22 protein-coding genes are annotated in these 19790 nt (G+C 65.5%); 15 read left to right on the forward strand and 7 right to left on the reverse strand.

What is annotated here, in order from left to right; genetic code table 11:
• Positions 1-107 precede the first annotated feature (107 nt).
• Genes Q0L25_RS19810 through Q0L25_RS19820 form a run of 3 tightly spaced genes read left to right on the forward strand, consistent with a single transcriptional unit; the run spans position 108 to position 3866 of the window.
• Positions 108-1115: an ornithine cyclodeaminase family protein gene (locus Q0L25_RS19810; RefSeq protein ID WP_296617308.1), complete on the forward strand. Its 1008-nt coding sequence runs from the start codon at positions 108-110 to the stop codon at positions 1113-1115.
• Positions 1108-2151: a proline racemase family protein gene (locus Q0L25_RS19815; protein WP_296617309.1), complete on the forward strand. Its 1044-nt coding sequence runs from the start codon at positions 1108-1110 to the stop codon at positions 2149-2151. The genes Q0L25_RS19810 and Q0L25_RS19815 overlap by 8 nt, the downstream gene beginning before the upstream one ends.
• A 23-nt stretch (positions 2152-2174) precedes the next feature.
• Positions 2175-3866, forward strand: a complete 1692-nt coding sequence (locus Q0L25_RS19820) for a hypothetical protein (protein ID WP_296617311.1) — start codon at positions 2175-2177, stop codon at positions 3864-3866.
• A gap of 161 nt (positions 3867-4027) precedes the next feature.
• Here the strand turns inward: Q0L25_RS19820 and Q0L25_RS19825 are convergent, their stop codons facing one another.
• Both Q0L25_RS19825 and Q0L25_RS19830 read right to left on the reverse strand, forming a co-directional pair.
• Positions 4028-4489, reverse strand: a complete 462-nt coding sequence (locus Q0L25_RS19825; RefSeq protein ID WP_296617313.1) for a carboxymuconolactone decarboxylase family protein — start codon at positions 4487-4489, stop codon at positions 4028-4030.
• Between the two features lie 171 nt (positions 4490-4660).
• The gene (locus tag Q0L25_RS19830) at positions 4661-5350 is read right to left on the reverse strand and encodes a hypothetical protein (RefSeq protein ID WP_296617315.1); all 690 of its coding nucleotides are present in this window, start codon (positions 5348-5350) and stop codon (positions 4661-4663) included.
• Positions 5351-5563: 213 nt separating this feature from the next.
• On the opposite strand from Q0L25_RS19830, the gene Q0L25_RS19835 reads away from it, so the two are divergent.
• Positions 5564-6019 (forward strand): pyridoxamine 5'-phosphate oxidase family protein, encoded by a 456-nt coding sequence (locus Q0L25_RS19835; RefSeq protein WP_296617317.1) that lies wholly within the window; start codon positions 5564-5566, stop codon positions 6017-6019.
• Positions 6020-6083: 64 nt separating this feature from the next.
• On the opposite strand, the gene Q0L25_RS19840 is transcribed toward Q0L25_RS19835, so the two are convergent.
• Positions 6084-7535, reverse strand: a complete 1452-nt coding sequence (locus tag Q0L25_RS19840; protein ID WP_296617319.1) for a serine hydrolase — start codon at positions 7533-7535, stop codon at positions 6084-6086.
• Between the two features lie 172 nt (positions 7536-7707).
• Between Q0L25_RS19840 and Q0L25_RS19845 the strand changes: the two genes are divergently transcribed.
• The 4 genes from Q0L25_RS19845 to Q0L25_RS19860 are packed head-to-tail and all read left to right on the forward strand — an operon-like array spanning position 7708 to position 11628.
• Positions 7708-8844 carry a PepSY domain-containing protein gene (locus Q0L25_RS19845; RefSeq protein WP_296617321.1) on the forward strand — a complete coding sequence of 379 codons (1137 nt, stop codon included), beginning with the start codon at positions 7708-7710 and terminating at the stop codon, positions 8842-8844.
• Positions 8841-9881, forward strand: coding sequence for an isocitrate/isopropylmalate family dehydrogenase (locus Q0L25_RS19850; protein ID WP_296617322.1), 1041 nt, complete (start codon positions 8841-8843; stop codon positions 9879-9881). The genes Q0L25_RS19845 and Q0L25_RS19850 overlap by 4 nt, the downstream gene beginning before the upstream one ends.
• Positions 9878-11239 carry an NAD-dependent succinate-semialdehyde dehydrogenase gene (locus Q0L25_RS19855; protein WP_296617325.1) on the forward strand — a complete coding sequence of 454 codons (1362 nt, stop codon included), beginning with the start codon at positions 9878-9880 and terminating at the stop codon, positions 11237-11239. The genes Q0L25_RS19850 and Q0L25_RS19855 overlap by 4 nt, the downstream gene beginning before the upstream one ends.
• Positions 11236-11628 (forward strand): cupin domain-containing protein, encoded by a 393-nt coding sequence (locus Q0L25_RS19860; RefSeq protein ID WP_296617327.1) that lies wholly within the window; start codon positions 11236-11238, stop codon positions 11626-11628. The genes Q0L25_RS19855 and Q0L25_RS19860 overlap by 4 nt, the downstream gene beginning before the upstream one ends.
• A gap of 158 nt (positions 11629-11786) precedes the next feature.
• On the opposite strand, the gene Q0L25_RS19865 is transcribed toward Q0L25_RS19860, so the two are convergent.
• On the reverse strand, positions 11787-12206 hold the full coding sequence (locus tag Q0L25_RS19865) for an Lrp/AsnC family transcriptional regulator (protein ID WP_296617328.1): 420 nt from the start codon (positions 12204-12206) through the stop codon (positions 11787-11789).
• Positions 12207-12324: 118 nt separating this feature from the next.
• On the opposite strand from Q0L25_RS19865, the gene Q0L25_RS19870 reads away from it, so the two are divergent.
• Both Q0L25_RS19870 and Q0L25_RS19875 read left to right on the forward strand, forming a co-directional pair.
• The gene (locus tag Q0L25_RS19870; protein WP_296617329.1) at positions 12325-13386 is read left to right on the forward strand and encodes an ornithine cyclodeaminase; all 1062 of its coding nucleotides are present in this window, start codon (positions 12325-12327) and stop codon (positions 13384-13386) included.
• Between the two features lie 109 nt (positions 13387-13495).
• Positions 13496-13660 (forward strand): hypothetical protein, encoded by a 165-nt coding sequence (locus tag Q0L25_RS19875; RefSeq protein ID WP_296617331.1) that lies wholly within the window; start codon positions 13496-13498, stop codon positions 13658-13660.
• A gap of 163 nt (positions 13661-13823) precedes the next feature.
• On the opposite strand, the gene Q0L25_RS19880 is transcribed toward Q0L25_RS19875, so the two are convergent.
• Positions 13824-15110: an MFS transporter gene (locus Q0L25_RS19880; protein WP_296617333.1), complete on the reverse strand. Its 1287-nt coding sequence runs from the start codon at positions 15108-15110 to the stop codon at positions 13824-13826.
• Between the two features lie 153 nt (positions 15111-15263).
• On the opposite strand from Q0L25_RS19880, the gene pgsA reads away from it, so the two are divergent.
• The 3 genes from pgsA to Q0L25_RS19895 are packed head-to-tail and all read left to right on the forward strand — an operon-like array spanning position 15264 to position 16509.
• Positions 15264-15815: a CDP-diacylglycerol--glycerol-3-phosphate 3-phosphatidyltransferase gene (pgsA, locus tag Q0L25_RS19885; protein ID WP_066585217.1), complete on the forward strand. Its 552-nt coding sequence runs from the start codon at positions 15264-15266 to the stop codon at positions 15813-15815.
• Positions 15815-16069 (forward strand): molybdopterin converting factor subunit 1, encoded by a 255-nt coding sequence (gene moaD, locus Q0L25_RS19890; protein ID WP_296617335.1) that lies wholly within the window; start codon positions 15815-15817, stop codon positions 16067-16069. The genes pgsA and moaD overlap by 1 nt, the downstream gene beginning before the upstream one ends.
• The gene (locus Q0L25_RS19895) at positions 16066-16509 is read left to right on the forward strand and encodes a molybdenum cofactor biosynthesis protein MoaE (RefSeq protein ID WP_296617336.1); all 444 of its coding nucleotides are present in this window, start codon (positions 16066-16068) and stop codon (positions 16507-16509) included. Before moaD ends, Q0L25_RS19895 begins: the two co-directional genes overlap by 4 nt.
• Before the next feature lie 240 nt (positions 16510-16749).
• Here Q0L25_RS19895 and Q0L25_RS19900 read toward each other — a convergent pair whose 3' ends face one another.
• Both Q0L25_RS19900 and Q0L25_RS19905 read right to left on the reverse strand, forming a co-directional pair.
• Positions 16750-17379: a fasciclin domain-containing protein gene (locus tag Q0L25_RS19900; protein WP_296617338.1), complete on the reverse strand. Its 630-nt coding sequence runs from the start codon at positions 17377-17379 to the stop codon at positions 16750-16752.
• Positions 17380-17476: 97 nt separating this feature from the next.
• Positions 17477-18379 carry a hydrogen peroxide-inducible genes activator gene (locus Q0L25_RS19905; protein ID WP_296617340.1) on the reverse strand — a complete coding sequence of 301 codons (903 nt, stop codon included), beginning with the start codon at positions 18377-18379 and terminating at the stop codon, positions 17477-17479.
• Positions 18380-18538: 159 nt separating this feature from the next.
• Between Q0L25_RS19905 and Q0L25_RS19910 the strand changes: the two genes are divergently transcribed.
• Positions 18539-19084, forward strand: coding sequence for a peroxiredoxin (locus Q0L25_RS19910; protein ID WP_296617342.1), 546 nt, complete (start codon positions 18539-18541; stop codon positions 19082-19084).
• Positions 19085-19249: 165 nt separating this feature from the next.
• Entirely contained in the window at positions 19250-19771 is a 522-nt protein-coding gene (locus Q0L25_RS19915) for a carboxymuconolactone decarboxylase family protein (protein ID WP_066812277.1), read from the forward strand.
• Positions 19772-19790 lie beyond the last annotated feature (19 nt).

The raw sequence follows: 19790 nt of genomic DNA on the forward strand, positions 1-19790 counted from the left end.
CGGCATGACGATCCGGATTTAGATACCGCACTCCAAGCCGGATAAAGCTGTTGTATTTTGAAATCCAATAGGACAAAGTTGCCGCTCGATCGGGAGCGACGGCGACGATGCGATTGGACGATCCGGCGGCTGGACAGGGGAGTGATACGGGAGACGCGACGATCCCGGTGATCGGCCCGGCGGAAACGCGCCGCGCCTTGCCGTTCGATGCGCTGATTCCGGCGCTGAAGGCCGCCTTTGCGGCCGGCGCGACGGTGCCGGAGCGGCATCACCATCATATTCCGCATCCCGATGGCGACGGCGTCCTGCTGCTGATGCCGGCGTGGAATGCCACGCTTCTTGGCACCAAGATCGCCACCATCCATCCCGCGAACGGCGCGCGCGGATTGCCGAGCGTTCACAGCACCTATCTGCTCGCCGATGCCGCGACGGGCGCCCCGCTCGCCTTGCTCGACGGCAACGAGATCACGACGCGCCGGACGATCGCGGTGTCGGCGCTCGCTGCGTCGTTCCTTGCGCGCACAGACGCGGCCGATCTGCTCATCGTCGGGGCGGGGCTGATCGCGGCGCTTGCCGCCGAGGCGTTCGCGGTCGTTCGCCCGATCCGATCGGTGTCGGTGTGGAACCGTGACAGGGCCAAGGCCGAGCGGCTCGCCATGGAATTGCGCGCGAGGGGGTTCGAAGCGGAGGCGGCGGCATCGCTCGAAGCCGCCGCGCGCCGCGCCGACATCATTACCTGCGCGACGCCCTCCATGGCGCCGATCATCCATGGCGACTGGCTGCGGCCGGGGACGCATCTCGACCTGATCGGAAGCTTCACCCCCGCCATGCGCGAGGCCGACGATAGCTGCTTCGCGCGCGGGCAAATCTATGTCGACACGCGCGATGCCCTGGCCGAGGCCGGCGACCTGACCGGCCCGATCGCTGCGGGCGTCGTCACGGCGGAGGACATAAGGGGCTCGCTTGCCGATCTGTGCACCGGGCGCGTCGCGGGGCGGACGTCGGACGATGCCATCACCATCTTCAAATCGGTCGGCACCGCGCTCGCCGATCTCGCCGCCGCGGCCATGGTCCATGCGCGGTGCGGTACCTCGGGAGTCTCCGATCTTGGCTGAAGCTCGAACCCTTCAGGTCGTCGACCTGCATACCGCGGCCGAGCCGGTACGGATCGTCGAGCACGGCTATCCCGAGCTTCGCGGAGCGACGATCCTCGACAAGCGCCGCGACGCGCTGGAGCGGTTCGACGATCTCAGGCGCATGCTGATGCTCGAGCCGCGCGGCCATGCCGGCATGTACGGCGTCATCCCGACCGCGCCTTGCCATCCCGACGCCGACCTCGCGGTGCTGTTCACGCACCAGGAAGGCTACAGCACGATGTGCGGTCATGCGACGATCGCGATCGGCCGCTGGGCGGTCGATACTGGTCGCGTCGCGATGGTCGACGGGCATGCCAGCTTCGGATTGGAGGCGCCGTGCGGCGTCGTTCGGGTCGAGGTCGAGGCGGCGGCCGATGGCGGTGCGCCTTTGGTCGCGTTCGAAAGTGTCGAATCCTTTGCCAGCCATCTCGACCAGAGGGTCGATGTGCCGGGGTTCGGACCGGTCGGCTTCGATATCGCGTTCGGCGGCGCCTATTACGCGATCCTGCCGGCCTCGCGGATCGGCCTGTCGCTGATGGACACGCCGCTCGCCGAGCTCGTCGCGGCGGGCGTGGCGATCACCGGCGCGGTGCGCGCGGCGATTGCGATCGAGCACCCGACCGAGCGCGATCTGTCGTTCCTGTACGGCACGATCCTGACCGACGACGTGGCGCTCGGCGATCATAATGGCCGGCCGAGCTACAATCTCTGCATCTTTGCCGAGGGGCAGATCGATCGCTCGCCGACCGGCAGCGGAGTGACGGCGCGGATCGCGCTCGCGGCCGCGCGCGGCGAGGTGACGGTCGGCCAGCAATGCGAGATCCGCGGCGTGTCGGGCGAAGGCTTTGCCGGCACGCTGGCCCGGCACGAGCAACGCGATAACGGCGCGGTCTCGCGCGTCCGCGTCGCCGGCTGTTCCTATTATGCCGCGCGCAGCGAGTTCATCGCCGAACCCGGCGACCGTTTCGCCCATGGCTTCGAGCTGCCGGCGCGGTTCGCCGATCTGCCCCGATAGAAAATTCCGAGCTGGAGAGCGACATGAAGAGATGGACCGCTGCCTTGCTTGCCATATTGGGCGCGGTGACATGCGTGACGGCCGCCCAGGCCAAGGACCATGGCAAGCACGCCAAGCACATGAAGCCGCTGGCGGTTCCCGCGGCGATGTTCCCGCCGGCCGAGTGCGAGGCCTATGTCGCCTATGACCGCGACATGAAGCTGCCCGGCTATATCCTGCCGACCAAGGCGGGTCCCCGGACGTGCATTCCCTTCACCAGCGTCGCGGCGCACAAGCCCAAGGGCTATCGCGGCGACTTCTACGTCACCAACTTTACCGACGATAAGCTCCGCAAGCGCTGGAAGAAGTGCAAGGAGGACAAGAAGTGTCACAAGCGCGTCTATGAGCAGGTGCTCAAACGGCATCCGCCGAACAAGGAATATGCGCTGAAGGACGCGCACGCGCGGTACCTGCTCGGCAAGATCGACGAGAAGGGCGGGGATACCGACCTCAGCCAGATCCGCCGGCCCGGTTTCTTCGCGCGGGCGCCCTATAACGAGCCGATCGCGGCGGCCGATGGCGACACGCAGATCGTCGAATTCACCGCGCCGGTGGAGGCGTATGAACGCATCCACATGAAGATGACCGGCGATATCCGGCTGCGCGGCTGGTACATCCGCGGCGCCGGGATCGATGACGGCAAGGGCGGCCGCAAGCGCGCGCTGATCGTCATGAACGGCGGCGGCGGCGACCGCGTCACCGCGCTCGATGACCCCAAGGACGTCGCCTATTCCATCGACCCCAAGACCGGCGTGACCATTCCCGACGACGACTGGCCGAAGGGCGGCACCGGCGTGCAGGGCGAGCGCTTCTGGCGCCAGGCCTGGTATCGCCTGCACCAGGCGGGATTCGACGTGCTGGCGATGGACCGCCGCGGCGTCGGCATTTCGGGTGGCTATAGCGACACCAACACGCTGCAGCAGGGGCACGATCTGCTCGACATCGTCGCCGCCTTGCGGAGCGGGAAGGGGATGCGCGCGCTCGGTCCCTACGGCCGGCTGACCCGGGGCGCGGACGCCGCCGCGGCAGCCTATGGCGGCGATCCGAGCGGGGGCCTGCCGGTCTTCTTCATGGGCAGTTCGCGCGGGACCATGGCCAGCGGCTGGGCGATGACGATCAATTTCGACAAGGATTGCAGCTACGATCTGCCGAAGATCGCCTGCACTGCCCCGCGCCGCGACCCGCACATCAAGGGCGCGATCCTGGTCGCCGATTTCTCGAGCGGCGTCGGCTATCTCGAATCCGAAACCAGCCCCAAGGACGACGGACGCGGGCCGGGGCGCGATCGCGGGCTGTTCATCGGCGGGATCGAGGAAGAGAACAACATCGTCTTCTTCCCCAGCTCGGCGATCCTGGCGGGGATGCGCAAATGGCCGAGTGCCTTCTTCGCGCGCGGGCTGTGGTGCTATGCCGATGGGCTGGAAGGCGAGATCGCCTCGTACGAACGGATCAAGGGGCTGAAGGATCTCGTCGTGGTGCGTGGCCCGCACGCCTGGGAAACCTGGCCAGCGGAAGAGAAGCAGCGCGTCCAGGACCGGATCATCGCTTATGCCCGCGCGGTCGTTCTCGGCGAGCCGTCGATCCCGGGGCGGCGGACGTGGCGCAACATGAAGGAACTGGTCGCGACGAGCAGCGACGTGTGGGAGCCGTCGACCAAGCCGACTTTGGTGCCATAGGGGCGGGTTCAGGAACGGCATCTGATTAAATGCGTCCGCTACGCGGACATTCTTGGCAAAACGGAAGCCGCTGAAGCTACGCATCCAGCGGCCCCGTCCAGATTCCCGATAGCTCCCGTTCGGGCTTCGCATTCGTTGAAACGTCCGTTTCGGAAATGGGCTCAGACCCGGGCCTTGACGGGCAACCGAAACGGCACACCAAGGCGATTGAAGGCATTCATCGCCGCAATGGCGATTGTGAGATCCACCAGGTCCTTTGACTCAAATGCTGCCGATGCGGCTGCATATGCTTCGTCCGAAGCATGGGTTTCGCTGACGAGTGTAACCTCTTCGGCCCAGGCCAGCGCAGCACGATACTGCTCCGGGAAAAGATGCGGCACTTCTGCCCAGACCGGGATCAGGGCGACCTTGTCGACCGACATCGTCTTGAGCAGGTCGCGCGTGTGGAGGTCGATGCAATGCGCGCAGCCATTGATTTGCGAAACCCGCAGGAACACGAGATGGATCAGTTCCTCGGGCAGGTTGGTGCCCGTCGTGACATAGTGGTGGATGCCGAACAGCGCCTTCGCGCCCTGCGGCGCGACCTCGTGCCAGATCAGCCGTTTAGTCTCGCTCATGATCATGTCCTTAACTGCGGCGCCATCAGCGGCGCTCGCGGACGTGACGAGGCAGGACGAGCAAGTGTGACGTACTCAGGGAATTTTTCGCGAGCCTGGCCGGCATGTCGCCACTGGGCACGCCGCTTCCTCTTGGACACAAGGCGAGTGCTTAGCAGGCGTTCTCTAGGTCCGAGGCTAGACCGGCGCGCCGGCCCCTCGGGCGATCGCGGCGAAAGTATCGCCGGTCGCCCAGACCGTGCCCGCGTGAATGGTCACGAACGCCACCAGCATCACCGGAAATGGCCAGAGCCGACGGCCCCGGCGAAGGTCGAACAGGATCGCAGCCACGAGGATCGCCTCGATCGTCCACAACGCCCATGTCAAGGCGCCGGCGAGGCCATGGGCGGCCGGGATCTGTTGGGCATACAGTCGCGCGAGCGCCGGACCCAATCCGATGAGAATGGTCGAGCCCATCAGCCGCGAATGCACTCTTCGCTCGCGGCGGAACCACAAACCCGCGGCATAGGCTCCGACGAATAGAATCAGGAATCCGATATCGAGGAATGTGAGGCTCAGCCGCAAGTCGCGCGGAAAATCGGGATCGCCGACGAGTTCGATCCAGACCATGTAACTGCTGGTTCCCACCAAGATGACGACGAGTCCCAGCGATGCCCAGCCTAGGCGCCGATGCCATCGGTGCTGTCCCCGCCCGACAAGCAGCGACTGCGTTATGAGCAGGATGACCCAAAGCGTAGAGACAATGCCATGGGCCGTGTGCCAGAAATCGCTGCTGAGCGGATCGCCGAAAAAGGTGCGCCAGAAGCCGGCGATGATTGCCGCAAGCCCAGCCAGAAACCAGATGTACGCCCCGCCTCGCTTCGCCATGCAACGTTCCCCGCAGGGCCACGCTAGCACGATCCTGGGCACTCAATAAGCCCTCAGCCGAAGCGCCGATGCATTCCGGGATCAACGGCCGCCCGGAACAAAGGCGACCATAGGAGAGCGGTCCCGCCGATCAGCTGCCGCCCATGTGAACCGCCGGTGATAGGGTCTTTACGTAATGCGCCGCGGCAGATGCCGGCATACTCCATGCTCGCTATGATCGAACCGCCCATGAAAGAGAAAATCCAGTCCCTGCTGGACCAGCATCGCATCATGACGATCGCGACGCTGCGACCCGATGGCTGGCCCCAGGCGACCACCGTGGGGTACGTCAACGACGGATTGAAAATCTATTTTCTGTGCGGCCTGGAAAGCCAGAAGGCGAAGAACATCGCGTTTGACGATCGCGTGTCCCTTACCATCGATCATGACACCGCCGAGCTCACCGAAATCACCGGATTGTCGATGGCTGCTCGGGCGAGACGCGTTACCGATCGGGACGAGGCGGCCGCCGCCCTGCAGAGACTCCCGTCGAAATATCCCGAGCAACCGGAGTTGCCGGTGCCGATGCCCGGCCCCGACGACGTCTGCATCTTCGAGGTCGTACCCGTCGTGATATCCGTGCTGGATTACACGAAGGGGTTTGGCCACACGGACCTCGTCACTTGTTAGCTGCCTCGACGGACTGCTTCCGGTAGCGAAGCGCGTCTTCGCCTCGCCAGGTGCTCACCCTCAACTATCCCGCTCGTACCGCCGTCATTGTCGGCCAGGCGCGGGCGCCGGAATTGATGTTGACCGTGCGGTCCATCACCAGCCGGTCGCCGTCGACGGTGAACACGAACGTGTCGCGGAACGCCGCCTCCAGGAAGTGCACAACCAGCTCGATCCGGTTCTCTGCGATCCAGCGCAAGCCCGCTGCGGCCGGCATACCCTCCATGCGATAGCCGTGATGGAGATCGGCACCGGGCAGGTAGGTCGGGGCGATCGTCCAGCCATCGCGCCCAGCAATCAGAAGATGTTCGCCCCCGCCATCGCTTAGCGCGATGCGCGCCTCGTCTTGGTCGAAGGCGAACGCGAGTTCGGTCAGTCCCTTGTCGTTCGCCGCCATCGTCCAGCGGCCGGCGAAGGCGGCGGGCTCTGCCGGCACGGTCGAGACGAAGGAGGGGCGTTCTCTCCATCCCTTGAGGCGTTCGGCCAGCGCTGCATCGGCGGCGGCATCGGTGCCGTTCTGAAACGCCGCGGGAAAATGCCGGTCGAGATACGGTGCGACGACCTTGCTCTCGTCCATCGCGGCGTTGAACGCCAGGACCGCGTTCGATCCCGGAAACACCCGCACCATCTGCACGAACACGCCGAGCATCGCGAAATAGCCGTCGCCGACCACCCAGTGATAGCCATATTGGTCGCCAGGCTCGCCGGCGTGGATGCGCGTCGCCTCGGCCACCCAGCGTTCGGACAGGATGCGTTGGCCCTGCCACAGGCCGCGCTGGGCATGGAGGATGCCGATCTTCAGGCCGTCCGCGGTGGTGAAGCTGATGCCGTTGCCGCCCGGATTGATGCCGTCTGGCCCGATATCCCAGCGGATATTGGTGATGCCGAGCGGATCGAACAATCGCGGTTTGAGGAAATCGTGGATCGTCTGTCCGGTGATGCGCGTGACGATCGCCGACAGCATGTAGCTCGCCGCGCTCGAATAGACATAGGTCGTGCCGGGCTCGTGATCGAACGCGATGCGGAAGAATTCGGCGATCCAGCTCGTGGCGATGCCGCGCCAGATCGATCCCGACACTTCGGTGCCCTGGCCCGAGCGCATCGTCAGCAGATCCTCGACCGTCATCCGCGCGGCGCGGCTGTCCGGGTCGATCGCGATTTCGGGAAAAAGCGGCGCGACTTTCTGATCGAGCGTCAGCCGGCCGGCATCGACCAGCATGCCGATCGCGCAAGCGGTGATGCTCTTGGTCATCGAATGCGTCATGCGCAGCCGGTCGCCGCTGTAGGGCCAATGCCAACCCTCGGCGACGACGACGCCGTCGCGCCACAGCATCAGATCGTGGAGCTCGAGCCCGGCCGCTTCGATATCGTCGATAAACCCCAGGATTTCGCGCGAATCGACTCCCGCGCTCGACGGTGAACCGCGGCGCAGGCCGTCCGGGGAAGAGGATGCAACAGACGGGGAAGAAGAGGCCACGCAGGGGTCCCGGACAGGGGCTGAAAAGGTGCGGAACGGTTACCGTCCGCCCGGTCCAGCGTCAATGATTTTGTATTATTCTTGTCAATAGTTCAAAATTTGCCTATCGGGCCTGAACGGGCTCGGGCGCCCTCTCGCGCTCGTTTCCGACTTTCAGTCTTCGGGGTGCGGCGTGATCCGAAAACCAACCTATCTCAAATGGCACCGCTGGCTGGGGCTGACGGTCGGGCTGTTCCTGATGGTCCAGGGATTGACCGGCGCGATCATGGCGTTTCGCGATGCGCTCGAGCCGGTCGTCGTGCCGTCGCTGATCGTGGCGGAGCGTCCGGCGCGGTTGCCGGTACAGGGGCTGCTCGACGCGTTCCATCGCGCGCATCCCGATGCCGATCTGACGCGCGTCGAATTTCCCGACGCCGCGAACCAGGCGGTGATCGTCAAGTCCAACATCAGGAAGGCGCGCTGGCTGACCGCGATCGATCCGTTCGACGGCCATGTCGTGCATGACGGGACCGCCACCGCCTGGCCGCTCGAATTCATCTTCAATATCCACGAACAATTGCTGTCGGGACCGGTTGGCGAAACGCTCATCGGGATCGAGGGAGTTGCGCTCCTGGTCCTGACGATCATCGGGCTTTCCTATTGGTGGCCCGGCATGAAGCGGCTGAAGCAGGGTTTCCGCGTCAAGCTCGACGGGAGTGCCGATCTGCGCTGGCGGACGCTGCACCGCGCGGTGGGCGGCGGGGTCGCGGTGATCCTGCTGATATCGGCGACCACCGGCGTGCTGATGGTGTGGAAGGAACAGGTCCGCGCCGGCATGAACCTGGTGGCGAAGACCGAAAGCCGGCCGTCGCCCAAGGTCGCCAAGAGCGATGGCGCGACGATGCTGCCGGTCGATCCGCTGATCGCCCAGGCCAAGGCGAAATATGGCGACACCGCGCTGCGCCAATTGCGCTTTTCGAGCGGCGGGCGGGTCGTCGCGGTGTTCCTCGACGGCAATCACACGATCCGCGCCGACGGCACCAATCAGGTCTATTTCAATCGCTACGACGGACGCGAGCTCGCGCATTACGTTGGGGGCCGGCAGTCGGGCGGGGCGGAGTTCCTCGACTGGATCTACACCGTCCACACCGGATTGTGGGGTGGAGCACCGACCCAGGCGATCATGCTGCTCACCGGCCTCGTCCTTTTCGGCATGGCGCTCAGCGGAATGTGGCTGTGGTTCACGCGCACGCGGCGCGAGCGGGCGCGCAAAGCCGCGCGCGCCAAAGACCAACGGGAGAAAGTTCAGATGAAGGCTGTCGGCCAATGACGCGGTTGCTGGTGTTACCGGGCGACGGGATCGGGCCGGAGATCACCGAAGCGACGATCGCGGTGGTGCGCGCGGCGACGGACGGCGGCGTGACGTTCGAGGAGATGGCGATCGGCGAGGCCAGCCTGGCGGCATCGGGCTCGACGCTGCCGGACGCGGTAATGGCTGCGGTGCCGCAAGCCGACGGCGTGATCCTGGGGCCGGTGTCGCATTATACCTATCCCGCCGGCCAGCCCAATCCGTCGGCAGCGTTGCGCACGGGGTTCCAGCTCTATGCCAATGTCCGACCGTGCCGGTCGCGCGCGGGGCTCAGCATCCTGCCGAAGCCGATGGACCTGGTGATCGTGCGCGAGAATACCGAAGGCTTCTACGCCGATCGTTCGATGCATGCCGGTCCCGGCGAATTCATGCCCGATCCCGACAGCGCGTTCTCGATCCGCAAGATCACCGCGCTCGCTTCGCGCCGGGTGGCACGCGCGGCGTGCGAGATCGCTGCGGCGCGGTCGGGCAAGCTGACCGTGGTGCACAAGGCGAACGTGCTCAAGCTGACCGACGGCCTGTTCCTGCGCGAGGTTCGCGCCGTCGCCGCCGAGTTCCCGAGCGTGACGCTCGACGAAGTGATCGTCGACGCCGCCGCAGCCTTGCTGGTGCGCGATCCGGCGCGGTTCGACGTGATCGTCACGACCAATATGTTCGGCGATATCCTGTCGGATGAGGCATCGGAGCTGAGCGGCAGTCTGGGCCTGGGCGGCTCGATCAATGCCGGCGACGACATTTGCGTGGCCCAGGCGCAGCACGGTTCGGCGCCTGACATTGCGGGGAAGGGCGTGGCCAATCCGACTTCGCTGATCCTGTCGGCGGCGATGCTGCTCGACTGGCTGGGGCGGCGGAAGGCGGATGCGGCGCTGACCGACGCGGGCGCGCGGATCGAGCGCGCGGTCGACCGCGTGCTCGACGATCCGCAAAGCAGGACGCGCGATGTCGGCGGGCCGCTCGGCACCGAGGCGTTCGCGCAAGCGGTGGTGGCGGCGCTGTGACCGTTACGATCAATCCCGCGACCGGCGAGACGATCGCCGAGTTTGCGCCGCACGACGATCGCACGGTCGATGCCGCGCTCGACCGCGCGGCGGCGGCGCAGCGGGCGTGGCGCTGGACGTCGCATGACGAACGCCGGGCGTTGCTCCAGCGGCTGGCGGAAGGCTTCCGGCGCGAGCGCGATACGCTCGCCGCATTGATCACGCTGGAAATGGGCAAGCCGATCGCCGAGGCGCGCGCCGAGGTCGAGAAATGCGCGCTCAATTGCGATTTCTACGCCGATGCCGCCGCCGGCATGCTCGCTGATGCGCCGGTCGCGAGCGCGCCGGGCGCGTTCATTGCCTATGAGCCGCTGGGAGTCGTGCTCGCGATCATGCCGTGGAATTATCCGATCTGGCAGGTCGTGCGCTTCCTCGCGCCCGCCTTTGCCGCGGGTAATGGCGCGATCCTCAAACACGCCGCCAACGTCCCGCAATGCGCGATGGCGATCGAGCGGATCGTCGCCGAAGCCGGCGCGCCCAAAGGGCTGTTCGCCAGCTTGCGCGTCGAGCCCGAGACGGTCGCCCGCCTGATCGCCGACCCGCGCATCGCGGCGGTGACGCTGACCGGGTCGACCCAGGTGGGCATGATCGTCGCGGGCCAGGCGGGCCATGCACTCAAGAAGCAAGTGCTCGAATTGGGCGGGTCTGACCCGTTCGTCGTGCTCGCCGATGCCGATATCGAGCACGCCGCGGCGATGGCGGTGACCGCGCGCTTCACCAATGCCGGGCAAAGCTGCGTCAACGCCAAGCGCTTCATCGTCGACCGGGCCGTGGCCGACGATTTCGTCGAGGCTTTCGCGGCCAAGGCGAGCGCCTTGGTCATGGGCGATCCGGCCGCGGGCAGCACGACGCTCGGCCCGCTGGCGCGCGCCAATCTGCGCACGGCGATCGCCGATCAGGTCGAGCGCAGCGTCGCGGCCGGCGCCCGCGCGGTGATCGGCGGCGCGGCGGGCGAGGGGGCGGGGTTTTTCTATCAGCCGACGATCCTCGACCAGGTCGTGCCGGGCATGGCCGCGTTCGACGAAGAGACGTTCGGACCCGCCGCCGCGATCATCCGCGCGCGCGATAGCGAGGAAGCGGTGGCGCTCGCCAATCGTACCGCATTCGGGCTCGGTGCCTCGATCTGGACGCGTGATACGCAGCGCGGGCTGGAGCTGGCGCGGCGGATTGATGCCGGCGCGGTGTTCGTCAACGCGATGGTCGCGTCCGACCCGCGCGTGCCGTTCGGCGGGATCAAGGCCTCGGGCTATGGCCGCGAGCTCGGCGACCTGGGCCTGCGCGAATTCACCAACGCCAAGACCATCCGGAGCGCCGCATGACTCCGATCGTTCTCACGCCGGCCGGCCTGCCGGCCAAGGACCGCGGCGGCGGCATCGTCACCACGCCGCTCGTCACGGCCGGCCGCGGGTCGCGCGCGATGCTGACCGGGATAACGCGGATCGCACCGGGCGCCGCGGTGCCGCTCCACACGCATAATTGCGAGGAATGTGTCGTCGTGCTGTCCGGCAGCGGAGTGGCGCATATCGACGGCGTCGACCATCCGGTGTCGCCCAACGATACGAGCTGGATTCCGGCGGAGATCCCGCATTGCTTCCGTAACATTTCAGACAGCGAGGAGATGGCGATCTTCTGGACCTACGCCTCGATCGACGCGACGCGGACCATTGTCGCGACCGGGGTGACGACACGGATCGACGAGGAGAGGTAGGGGCGCTCCCGCGACCTTTTTGCCCGTCACCCCCGCGAAAGCGGGGGCCCATCTCCCGGACGGGCACCAAAACTGCCGGCCGTGATGACGGCGAGCGTCGGAGATGGGCCCCCGCATTCGCGGGGGTGACGGGTTTGGGGCGAGGTGAATCCTGTCCCTCAAGCCGAGCTCAGCAACAAGCTCGTCTCGCTGTTCAGCACGCCGTCGATCAGCCGCACTTCGCGCAGTACGCGGTCGAAATCGCCCAGGTTGTCGGCACGCAATTCGGCGATCAGGTCCCAGCCGCCATTGGTGGTGTGGAGCGTATGCAGCTCCGGGATTTCCTTCAGGTTGCGGATCACCGCGCTGGTCGCGCGTCCAGCCACTTCGATCATCATCACTGCGCGGATGCTCGACGTCTCGTCGCGCGCGCGGACGGTGAAGCCCAGGATCGTGCCGTTCTCCATCATCCGCGCCACGCGCTTCTCGGCGGTCGCGCGCGAGATGCCGATCCGCGCCGCGAGCTGCGCCATCGGTGCCCGGCCATCCTTGCGCAATTCGGCGATCAGTCGACGGTCGGTCGAGTCGAGCTCTTGCATGATCGAAATGCTCCTTGCGGCTGAGCATTTTGCATCATCGTTGTATTTTTATCCAGCAGTAATGCAATTATGCGCGGCAGTCCGCCTGCCTAGCATTCCTCTTCGAAAGGATGAGGTCATGCGCTTAGTCGAGGTAGGTCACGTGGTCGAACTGGTCCGGCGCAAGGGGTTGGGGAACCTGCTTCGCGAACTCGCCGATTATATCGCGGCGGATTATGGCCGCTGGCCCGAGTTCGACAAATCTCCGCGCTATGCCAGTCATTCGCCGGGCGGCGTGATCGAACTCATGCCGATCGCCGACCGACAGGATTTCGGCTTCAAATATGTCAACGGCCATCCCGCCAACCAGGCGGCCGGGCTGCAGACGGTGACCGGGTTCGGCGTGCTGGCCGACGTCGCGACCGGTTATCCCCGGTTGATCGCGGAAATGACGATCATGACCGCGCTGCGCACCGCGGCGATGTCGGCGCTGGCCGCGACTTATCTCGCCCGGCCCGGCGCGCGGACGATGGCGATCATCGGCCTGGGCGCACAGGCCGAATTCCAGGCCGAGGCCTTCCGCGCCTTGCTCGGCATCGACCGCCTGCGCATCTACGACGTCGATCCGGCCGCGACCGCGAAGTTCCGCGCCAACATGACCGGGCGCGATTTCGCCATCACCGTCGCACCGTCGGCGCAGGAAGCGGTCGAGGGCGCCGACATTGTCACCACGGTGACCGCGGACAAGAAGCGCGCGACGATCCTGTCGGACAACATGATCGGCTCAGGCGTGCACATCAATGCGGTGGGCGGCGATTGTCCGGGCAAGACCGAATTGCAGGAGGCTATCCTCGACCGGGCTAGCGTGTTCGTCGAATATCTGCCCCAGACGCGGATCGAAGGCGAAATCCAGCAGAAGCCGGCCGACTTTCCGGCGACCGAATTGTGGCGAGTCATCGCCGGCGAAACGCCGGGCCGCGCGCATCGCGACGAGATCACCCTGTTCGACTCGGTCGGCTTCGCGATCGAGGACTTCTCGGCGCTGCGTTATCTCGACGACGTGGTGGGCGAAGCGGGTCTCTACACCACGATCGATCTGCTCGCGCGGCCGAGCGATCCGCGCGACCTGTTCGGCGTGCTTGCCGGATCGGGATCGGCGATTGCGCACAAAACCGACGTCCTACTCGCTCGGCGAGCTTGAGTTCCCTGCTGCAACCCGAAAATTACGTCCGCGACCGTCCCATTCGCGGACAGTGGTTAACCATTCTTAACGATGGCCGAAATCGTAAACGGCGCGTTAACTACTGGCCATGCCAGGGTATCTCCAACTCGCCCCACGAGGGGCCAGCCACCCTTTCCGCCGCCGGCTCGGGCTCGACGGAACAGTCCGGCGACGCAATGACGACGGCGACCTGAAGCTCTTCGTGATGAGCTTCACCGCCTTCTTCATCTGCATCTACACGCTCATTCTCTGATCCGCACCGCGAGCGCGAGGCTGTCTGCTAGACTCTGTTTCAGCAACGCTGAAACGGTTGCGGCACCGGCCCGCTCCCCCACCCGGCCGCCCAACAGGGTATGTTATGGGCGGCCGGTTGGGGGAGCGGGCCGGTGCCGATTCAGCGAAGCTGAAAAACGACCCTAGTCGCAGGCCTTGTGCAGCTTCTGCGCGAGCCAGGCCGACACAGGACACATCGCGGCCACGACGAACAGCATGTTGGTCGGGGTCACGCCGGCATGCGACAGCGCGGTGACCATCGCCGCGCCGATCGCCATCGATCCCGAATTGACGACATTGTTGGCGGCGACCGTCCGTGACGTCTCGTCCTTGGTCACCGTCGTCGTCAGGAAGGCGTAGAGCGGCACCACGAACATCCCGCCGAAGATCGCGATCCCCATCAGCGCGCCGATCACCAGCAGCGCGCGCGGCATGGCGATGAATTCGAGCCAGCCATAATAATGGCCGACCGCGGGCGGCCACGTCTTGCACAGGATCGAGAACAAAACGACGAACGCGCCCATGATCAGCACCGAAGCGGGGCCGTATTTAGCCGAGGTATGGCCCTTGAGCAGCGAGTTGATCGCAACCGACCCGATCGCAATGCCGATCGAGAAGAGAGCGGTCAGCAAGGTGGCGACATGCTTGTCGGCGGTCAGCACATTCTTGGCCAGCGGCGTGAAGATGATGATCAGCACCGCGCCCATCGTCCAGAAGAAGCTGATCGCGCAGATCGCCAGGAACAGGCGGGGAATGTGCATCGTCCCGCTGATCAGCCGCCACGAGGCGGTGAAGGGGTTGTAATTGATCTTGAGCTCGGGACCGACGCGCGGCGCCGGCGGAACCCGCCGTCCGGCGAACCAGCCGATCGCCGCGACGACCAATGTGCCGATGACGGCATGCTCCACCTTCATGAAGCCGGCGAGCACGGTCCCGAGCAGGATCGCGAGATAGGTCGCCGATTCGACCAGCCCGGTACCACCCAGCACCTCATCCTCGTCGAGATGCTGCGGCAGGATCGCGTATTTGATCGGACCGAAAAAGGTCGAATGGATGCCGAGCGCCAGCACCGCGGTCAGCATCGATGCCATGCCGATCGTGGTATAGCCCGCCTTAGCGAGCAGCAGCCCGGCGCCGCCGACCAACATGATGACGATTTCCGCGGTCTTGACGATGCGGATGATCTTGCTCTTGTCGTTGGCGTCGGCGAGCTGTCCGGCCAGCGCGGACAGCAGAAAGAACGGTATGATGCTGATCGCGGTGGCCAGCGCGGTGAAGCTCTGTTCGTACTGTGGGTTGTTGTAAATCTGATAAACCACGACGATGACCATCGCCTGTTTGAACAGATTGTCGTTGAAGGCACCGAGGAACTGCGTGACGAACAGCGGCAGGAATCGGCGCTCCTTCAACAAGCCGAGCGCACTATGCATTACGAGTTTGGGGCCCCGTCGTGGCGAAAGAAGCCGGTCCCTTAGCCGAGCGGCATAGGCAGCGACAATCGTTCAATTGGTAAATGTGGTTTGGCGCGGGGCACTTTTGGCCGACATTGCCGGTTGAGCCTACACGCCTTAGGACGTGCGAACATGTGGACGCTGCCCAACATCCTGACCCTGTCGCGCATCCTCGGCGTGCCGCTGCTCGTCGCTTTCTTGTGGTGGCCGGGCTGGGAGCTCGGCTACGCGTTCGCCTTCGTCCTCTACGCGCTGATCGCGTTGACCGATTATCTCGACGGCTATCTCGCCCGTGCCCAGGGGACGGTGTCGAAGCTCGGCATTTTCCTCGATCCGATCGCCGACAAGATCATGGTCGCCGCGGTCATCCTGATGCTGGTGGCGACTCGCGACATCGGCGGATGGCATGTGATCGCCGCGATCATCATCCTGGTGCGCGAAATCATGGTGTCGGGATTGCGCGAGTTCCTCGGCGGGCTGCAGGTTTCGGTCCCGGTGTCGCAACTCGCCAAATGGAAGACGACGCTCCAGCTCGTCGCGCTCGGCGCGATGATCCTGGCGGGTGCGCTCCCGGCTTGGCCGATCGTCCACAGCATCGGACTGGTCGCTTTGTGGGGCGCCGCCGCGCTCACCATGGTCACCGGGTGGGACTATCTGCGCGTCGGCCTGAAGCACATGGACTGATGATCGACCTGCTCTATTTCGCGTGGGTGCGCGAAAGCATCGGCCTGGGCCAGGAACGCGTGGCGCCGCCGGACGACGTCGCCGACGTTGCCGGCTTGATCGACTGGCTCGCGATGCGAGGCGGCGGTTATGCCGAGGCGCTGGGCGACAAGGCCAGGCTGAGGGCGGCGGTCGACCAGCTGTTCGTGCCGCTCGACACGTCGATCGCGGGCGCACGCGAGATCGCGCTGTTTCCGCCGGTGACCGGCGGATGATCCGGGTGCTGGTTACCGAAGTGGCGATCGACGTGGCCGCCGAGCTGGACGTGCTCGAACGCGCCGGCGGCGGCGCGGTCGCGACCTTCACCGGACTGGTGCGGGACGACGACGGGGTGGAGGAACTGTTCCTCGAACATTATCCCGTCGCCACCGAAAAGGCGCTGGGCGACCTGGCGGTGGAAGCCGCCCAACGCTGGTCGCTGGCGGCGGCGACCGTGATCCACCGCGTCGGCGCGATGAAGCCCGGCGAGCGCATCGTCCTTGTCGGCGCAGCGGCAGCCCATCGCGCCGCGGCGCTGGAGGCGTGCGCCTTTCTGATCGATCGGCTCAAGACCGACGCGCCGTTCTGGAAGCGAGAGACGCGCGGGCAAGACGCGCGCTGGGTCGGCGAGCGCGAAAGCGATCGCGACGCAGCAGATCGCTGGAAGCGGTCATAACTGCGCCGCTCGGAGATATGTCCAGACCATTCCTTCCGCGTCATGCCGGACTTGTTCCGGCATCCAACCAACCGCACCGGAATCCTTAGAATATCTGGCTTTTCCGCTGCCGCCCGTTGGACCCCGGAACAAGTCCGGGGTGACGGAAGGCAACGACGAGAGCCTTACCACCACCCCGGTCATGTGCGATGGCCCCGTTCCTGGCGGGAGGGGGTTGGTTGAAAGTCGCTTGCGCAGCCGTCAGTTCAGCTTGGGCAGCAGCACGCCGTTGACCACGTGGACAATGCCGTTCGACTGATGGACGTCGGGCGTCTCCAGATAGCTGACATTGCCGTTGACGCTGGTCAGCGTGACGATGTTGTTGCCGGTGATCGTCACCTTGAGCGGCTGGCCGGCGACGGTGGTCAACGTGGCGGTGCCGTTGCCGGCGGTGATCTGTGCCTTCAACTGCGCGAAATCGATCGTGCCGGGGACGACGTGATAGGTCAGCACCTTGGCCAGCAGCGCCTTGTTCTCGGGCTTCATCAGCTGCGCGAGCGTGTCGGGCGGCAGCCGCGTGAAGGCGTCGTTGGTCGGCGCGAACACGGTGTACGGGCCTGGGCCCGACAAGGTGGCGGTCAAATCCGCGGCGGTAATCGCCTTGACCAGGGTCGAGAGATTGGGCGCCGCGGAGGCATTGGCGACGATCGTCTTGCTGGCATCCATCGCCGCGCCGCCGACCGACGGATTGGGAGCGGTCACAGCGGCGGAGGCAGGAGCGGCGGTCTGTGGGGCGGGCCCGGCCGGCGGCGCGGCGGGCGTGGTCTGCGCAAGGGCGGGAAGGGCAAGGACCGGCGCGAGAGCAAGTGCCGGGATACGTAACAGCCTCATTCTATGAGCATCCTTTCATCGGTGCACCCGTCCCGGGTGTCCTAAAGGATACGCTCGGATGGCCGGTAGGTTTCCCTTCGCCCGACGCGGAAAAGCGTCAGGCCGCCGCCTTGAGGATGTCGGCCAGCAGCCGGAAATCGCGTTCGCGCGGCGATGCGCGACGCCACACCAACGCGATCGTGCGCGTGGCGTGATCCCCCGCGAGCGGACGCGCCGAGATTTCGGTATTGTCCAATATGCCCGCCTGTACCGCCATTTCGGGCAGCATCGTCACACCCAGGCCATTGTCGACCATCTGCACGATGGTGTGGAGCGACGTGCCGAGCATCATCGCGTGCGCGCCGAGTTCGGGACGGTTGCAGGCGGCCAGCGCATGGTCCTTCAGACAATGCCCGTCCTCGAGCAGCAGCAAGCGGTCCTCGTCGATATCGGCCGCCGCGATCACTGAGGGAGGATTGGGCAGTTCTGCATCGGGGAAGGCGACGAACAGGCGATCGTCGAACAACGGCGCCGCGGTCACCTCGCCACAGGCATAAGGCAGCGCCAGCAGCACGCAGTCGGTGCGCCCGTTGTGCAGGCCTTCGCATGCCGTGCCCGTCGTCTCCTCTCGCAGGAACAGTTTGAGATCGGGATAATCGCGACGCAGCGCGGGCAGGATGTGGGGGAGCATGAACGGCGCGATCGTCGGGATCACGCTCATCCGCATTTCCCCCGACAACGGCCGCCCGGCGGCGCGCGCCATGTCGCCCAATTCCTCCGCCTCGCGAATTACGCGCCGCGCCTTGTCAGCGATGCGATCGCCGAGCGGCGTGAACCGCACGACGCGCCGCGTCCGCTCGACCAGCGTCACGCCGATCAGCGTCTCGAGCTCGCGAATCCCGGCCGACATGGTCGATTGCGTGACGAAACAGGCCTCGGCCGCGCGGCCGAAATGGCCATGGTCCTTTAGCGCGACCAGATATTGCAGCTGCTTGAGCGTCGGAAGGTAAGTCGTACTCATTTATCGCCTCAGTCGATCAGGACTACGTAAATAACCTATTGGATCGCTCAATAGCCAGCCTATATGCGGCCGTGACGGAAGAGGCCCGAAGGCCCGCCGATCCTCGAGAGGATGTCCAAGAAGGCCGACCCCAATTCCTTTGGCAGGAGGCCCAAGATCATGTTGACCGTCGGAGACAAGTTCCCCGCCATCACCGTTCCCGTCCAGCAGGGCACCGACGCCTTGCCCGCCGGCGAGACGATCGATGTCACCACCCACGCTCCGGGCAAGTGGAAGATCGTATTCTACTGGCCGAAGGACTTCACCTTCGTCTGCCCGACCGAGATCGTCGGCTATGCCGGGCTCAAGGGCGATTTCGAGGATCGCGACGCGGTGCTGATCGGCGCCTCGACCGACACCAGCCATGTCCATCTGGCGTGGCGCAAGTCGGATCCCGATCTCGCCGCTGCCGATTTCCCGTGGATCGCCGACAATGGCGGCAAGCTCGCCGCGGCGCTCGGCATCCTCGATGCGGATGAGAATGTCGCCTATCGGGCCACCTTCACCGTCGATCCCGACGGCGTGATCCAGGCCGTGCAGGTCAACGGCCTCAATGTCGGCCGCAACCCGCAGGAAACGCTGCGCGTGCTCGACGCTCTGCAGACCGACGAGCTCTGCCCGTGCAATTGGAACAAGGGCGACGACGTCCTCAAGGTTGCCGCGTAACGACTTCGTCTAACAGGTGCGGCCTTTGAATCAGGGGCCGTATCCCCCGGCGCGGGGTCTTTCCCCCCCCTCGGCCCCGCGCCACCTATTTTCCCAACTTTCGCCCCGGCTTCGGCCGGGGCCTCATCCCAACGCCGGCGATCATCGCCGCGAGGAGCCTATCGCATGTCGCTCAAGGATTTCGCCCAGTCGCTGCCCGATTTCGCCAAGGACATTCGGCTCAATGTCGGATCGTTGCTCAACGAAGCGTCGCTCGGCGATCAGCGTAAGTACGGCTTGATCCTGGCCTGCGCGCATGCCTCCGGCTACAAACCGCTGGTCGAGGCGGCCGAGGCCGAGGTCGCCGACAAATTGTCGCCCGAAGCCGCCAATGCAGCGCGTGCGGCGGCGGCGGTAATGGCGATGAACAACGTCTATTACCGCTTCACGCATCTCGCCGGGAACAAGGAATATGCCAACATGCCGGCCAAGCTGCGCATGAACGTGATCGGCGCGCCGGGGATCGAAAAGGACGATTTCGAGCTGTTCAGCCTGGCGATCAGCGCGATGAACGGCTGCGGCCTGTGCATCGACGCGCATGAGAATGTGCTGAAGAAAGCCGGCGTGACGGCGCAGGCGATCCAGGACGCGGTGCGTTGGGCGGCAGTGATGAAGGCAGTGGCGACGGTGCACGCCGCGGTCGCGTAGAGGCTGTTGAACTCCCCTC

Source organism: Sphingomonas sp. (genome assembly GCF_024508665.1).
In the GTDB taxonomy this organism is placed as follows: domain Bacteria; phylum Pseudomonadota; class Alphaproteobacteria; order Sphingomonadales; family Sphingomonadaceae; genus Sphingomonas.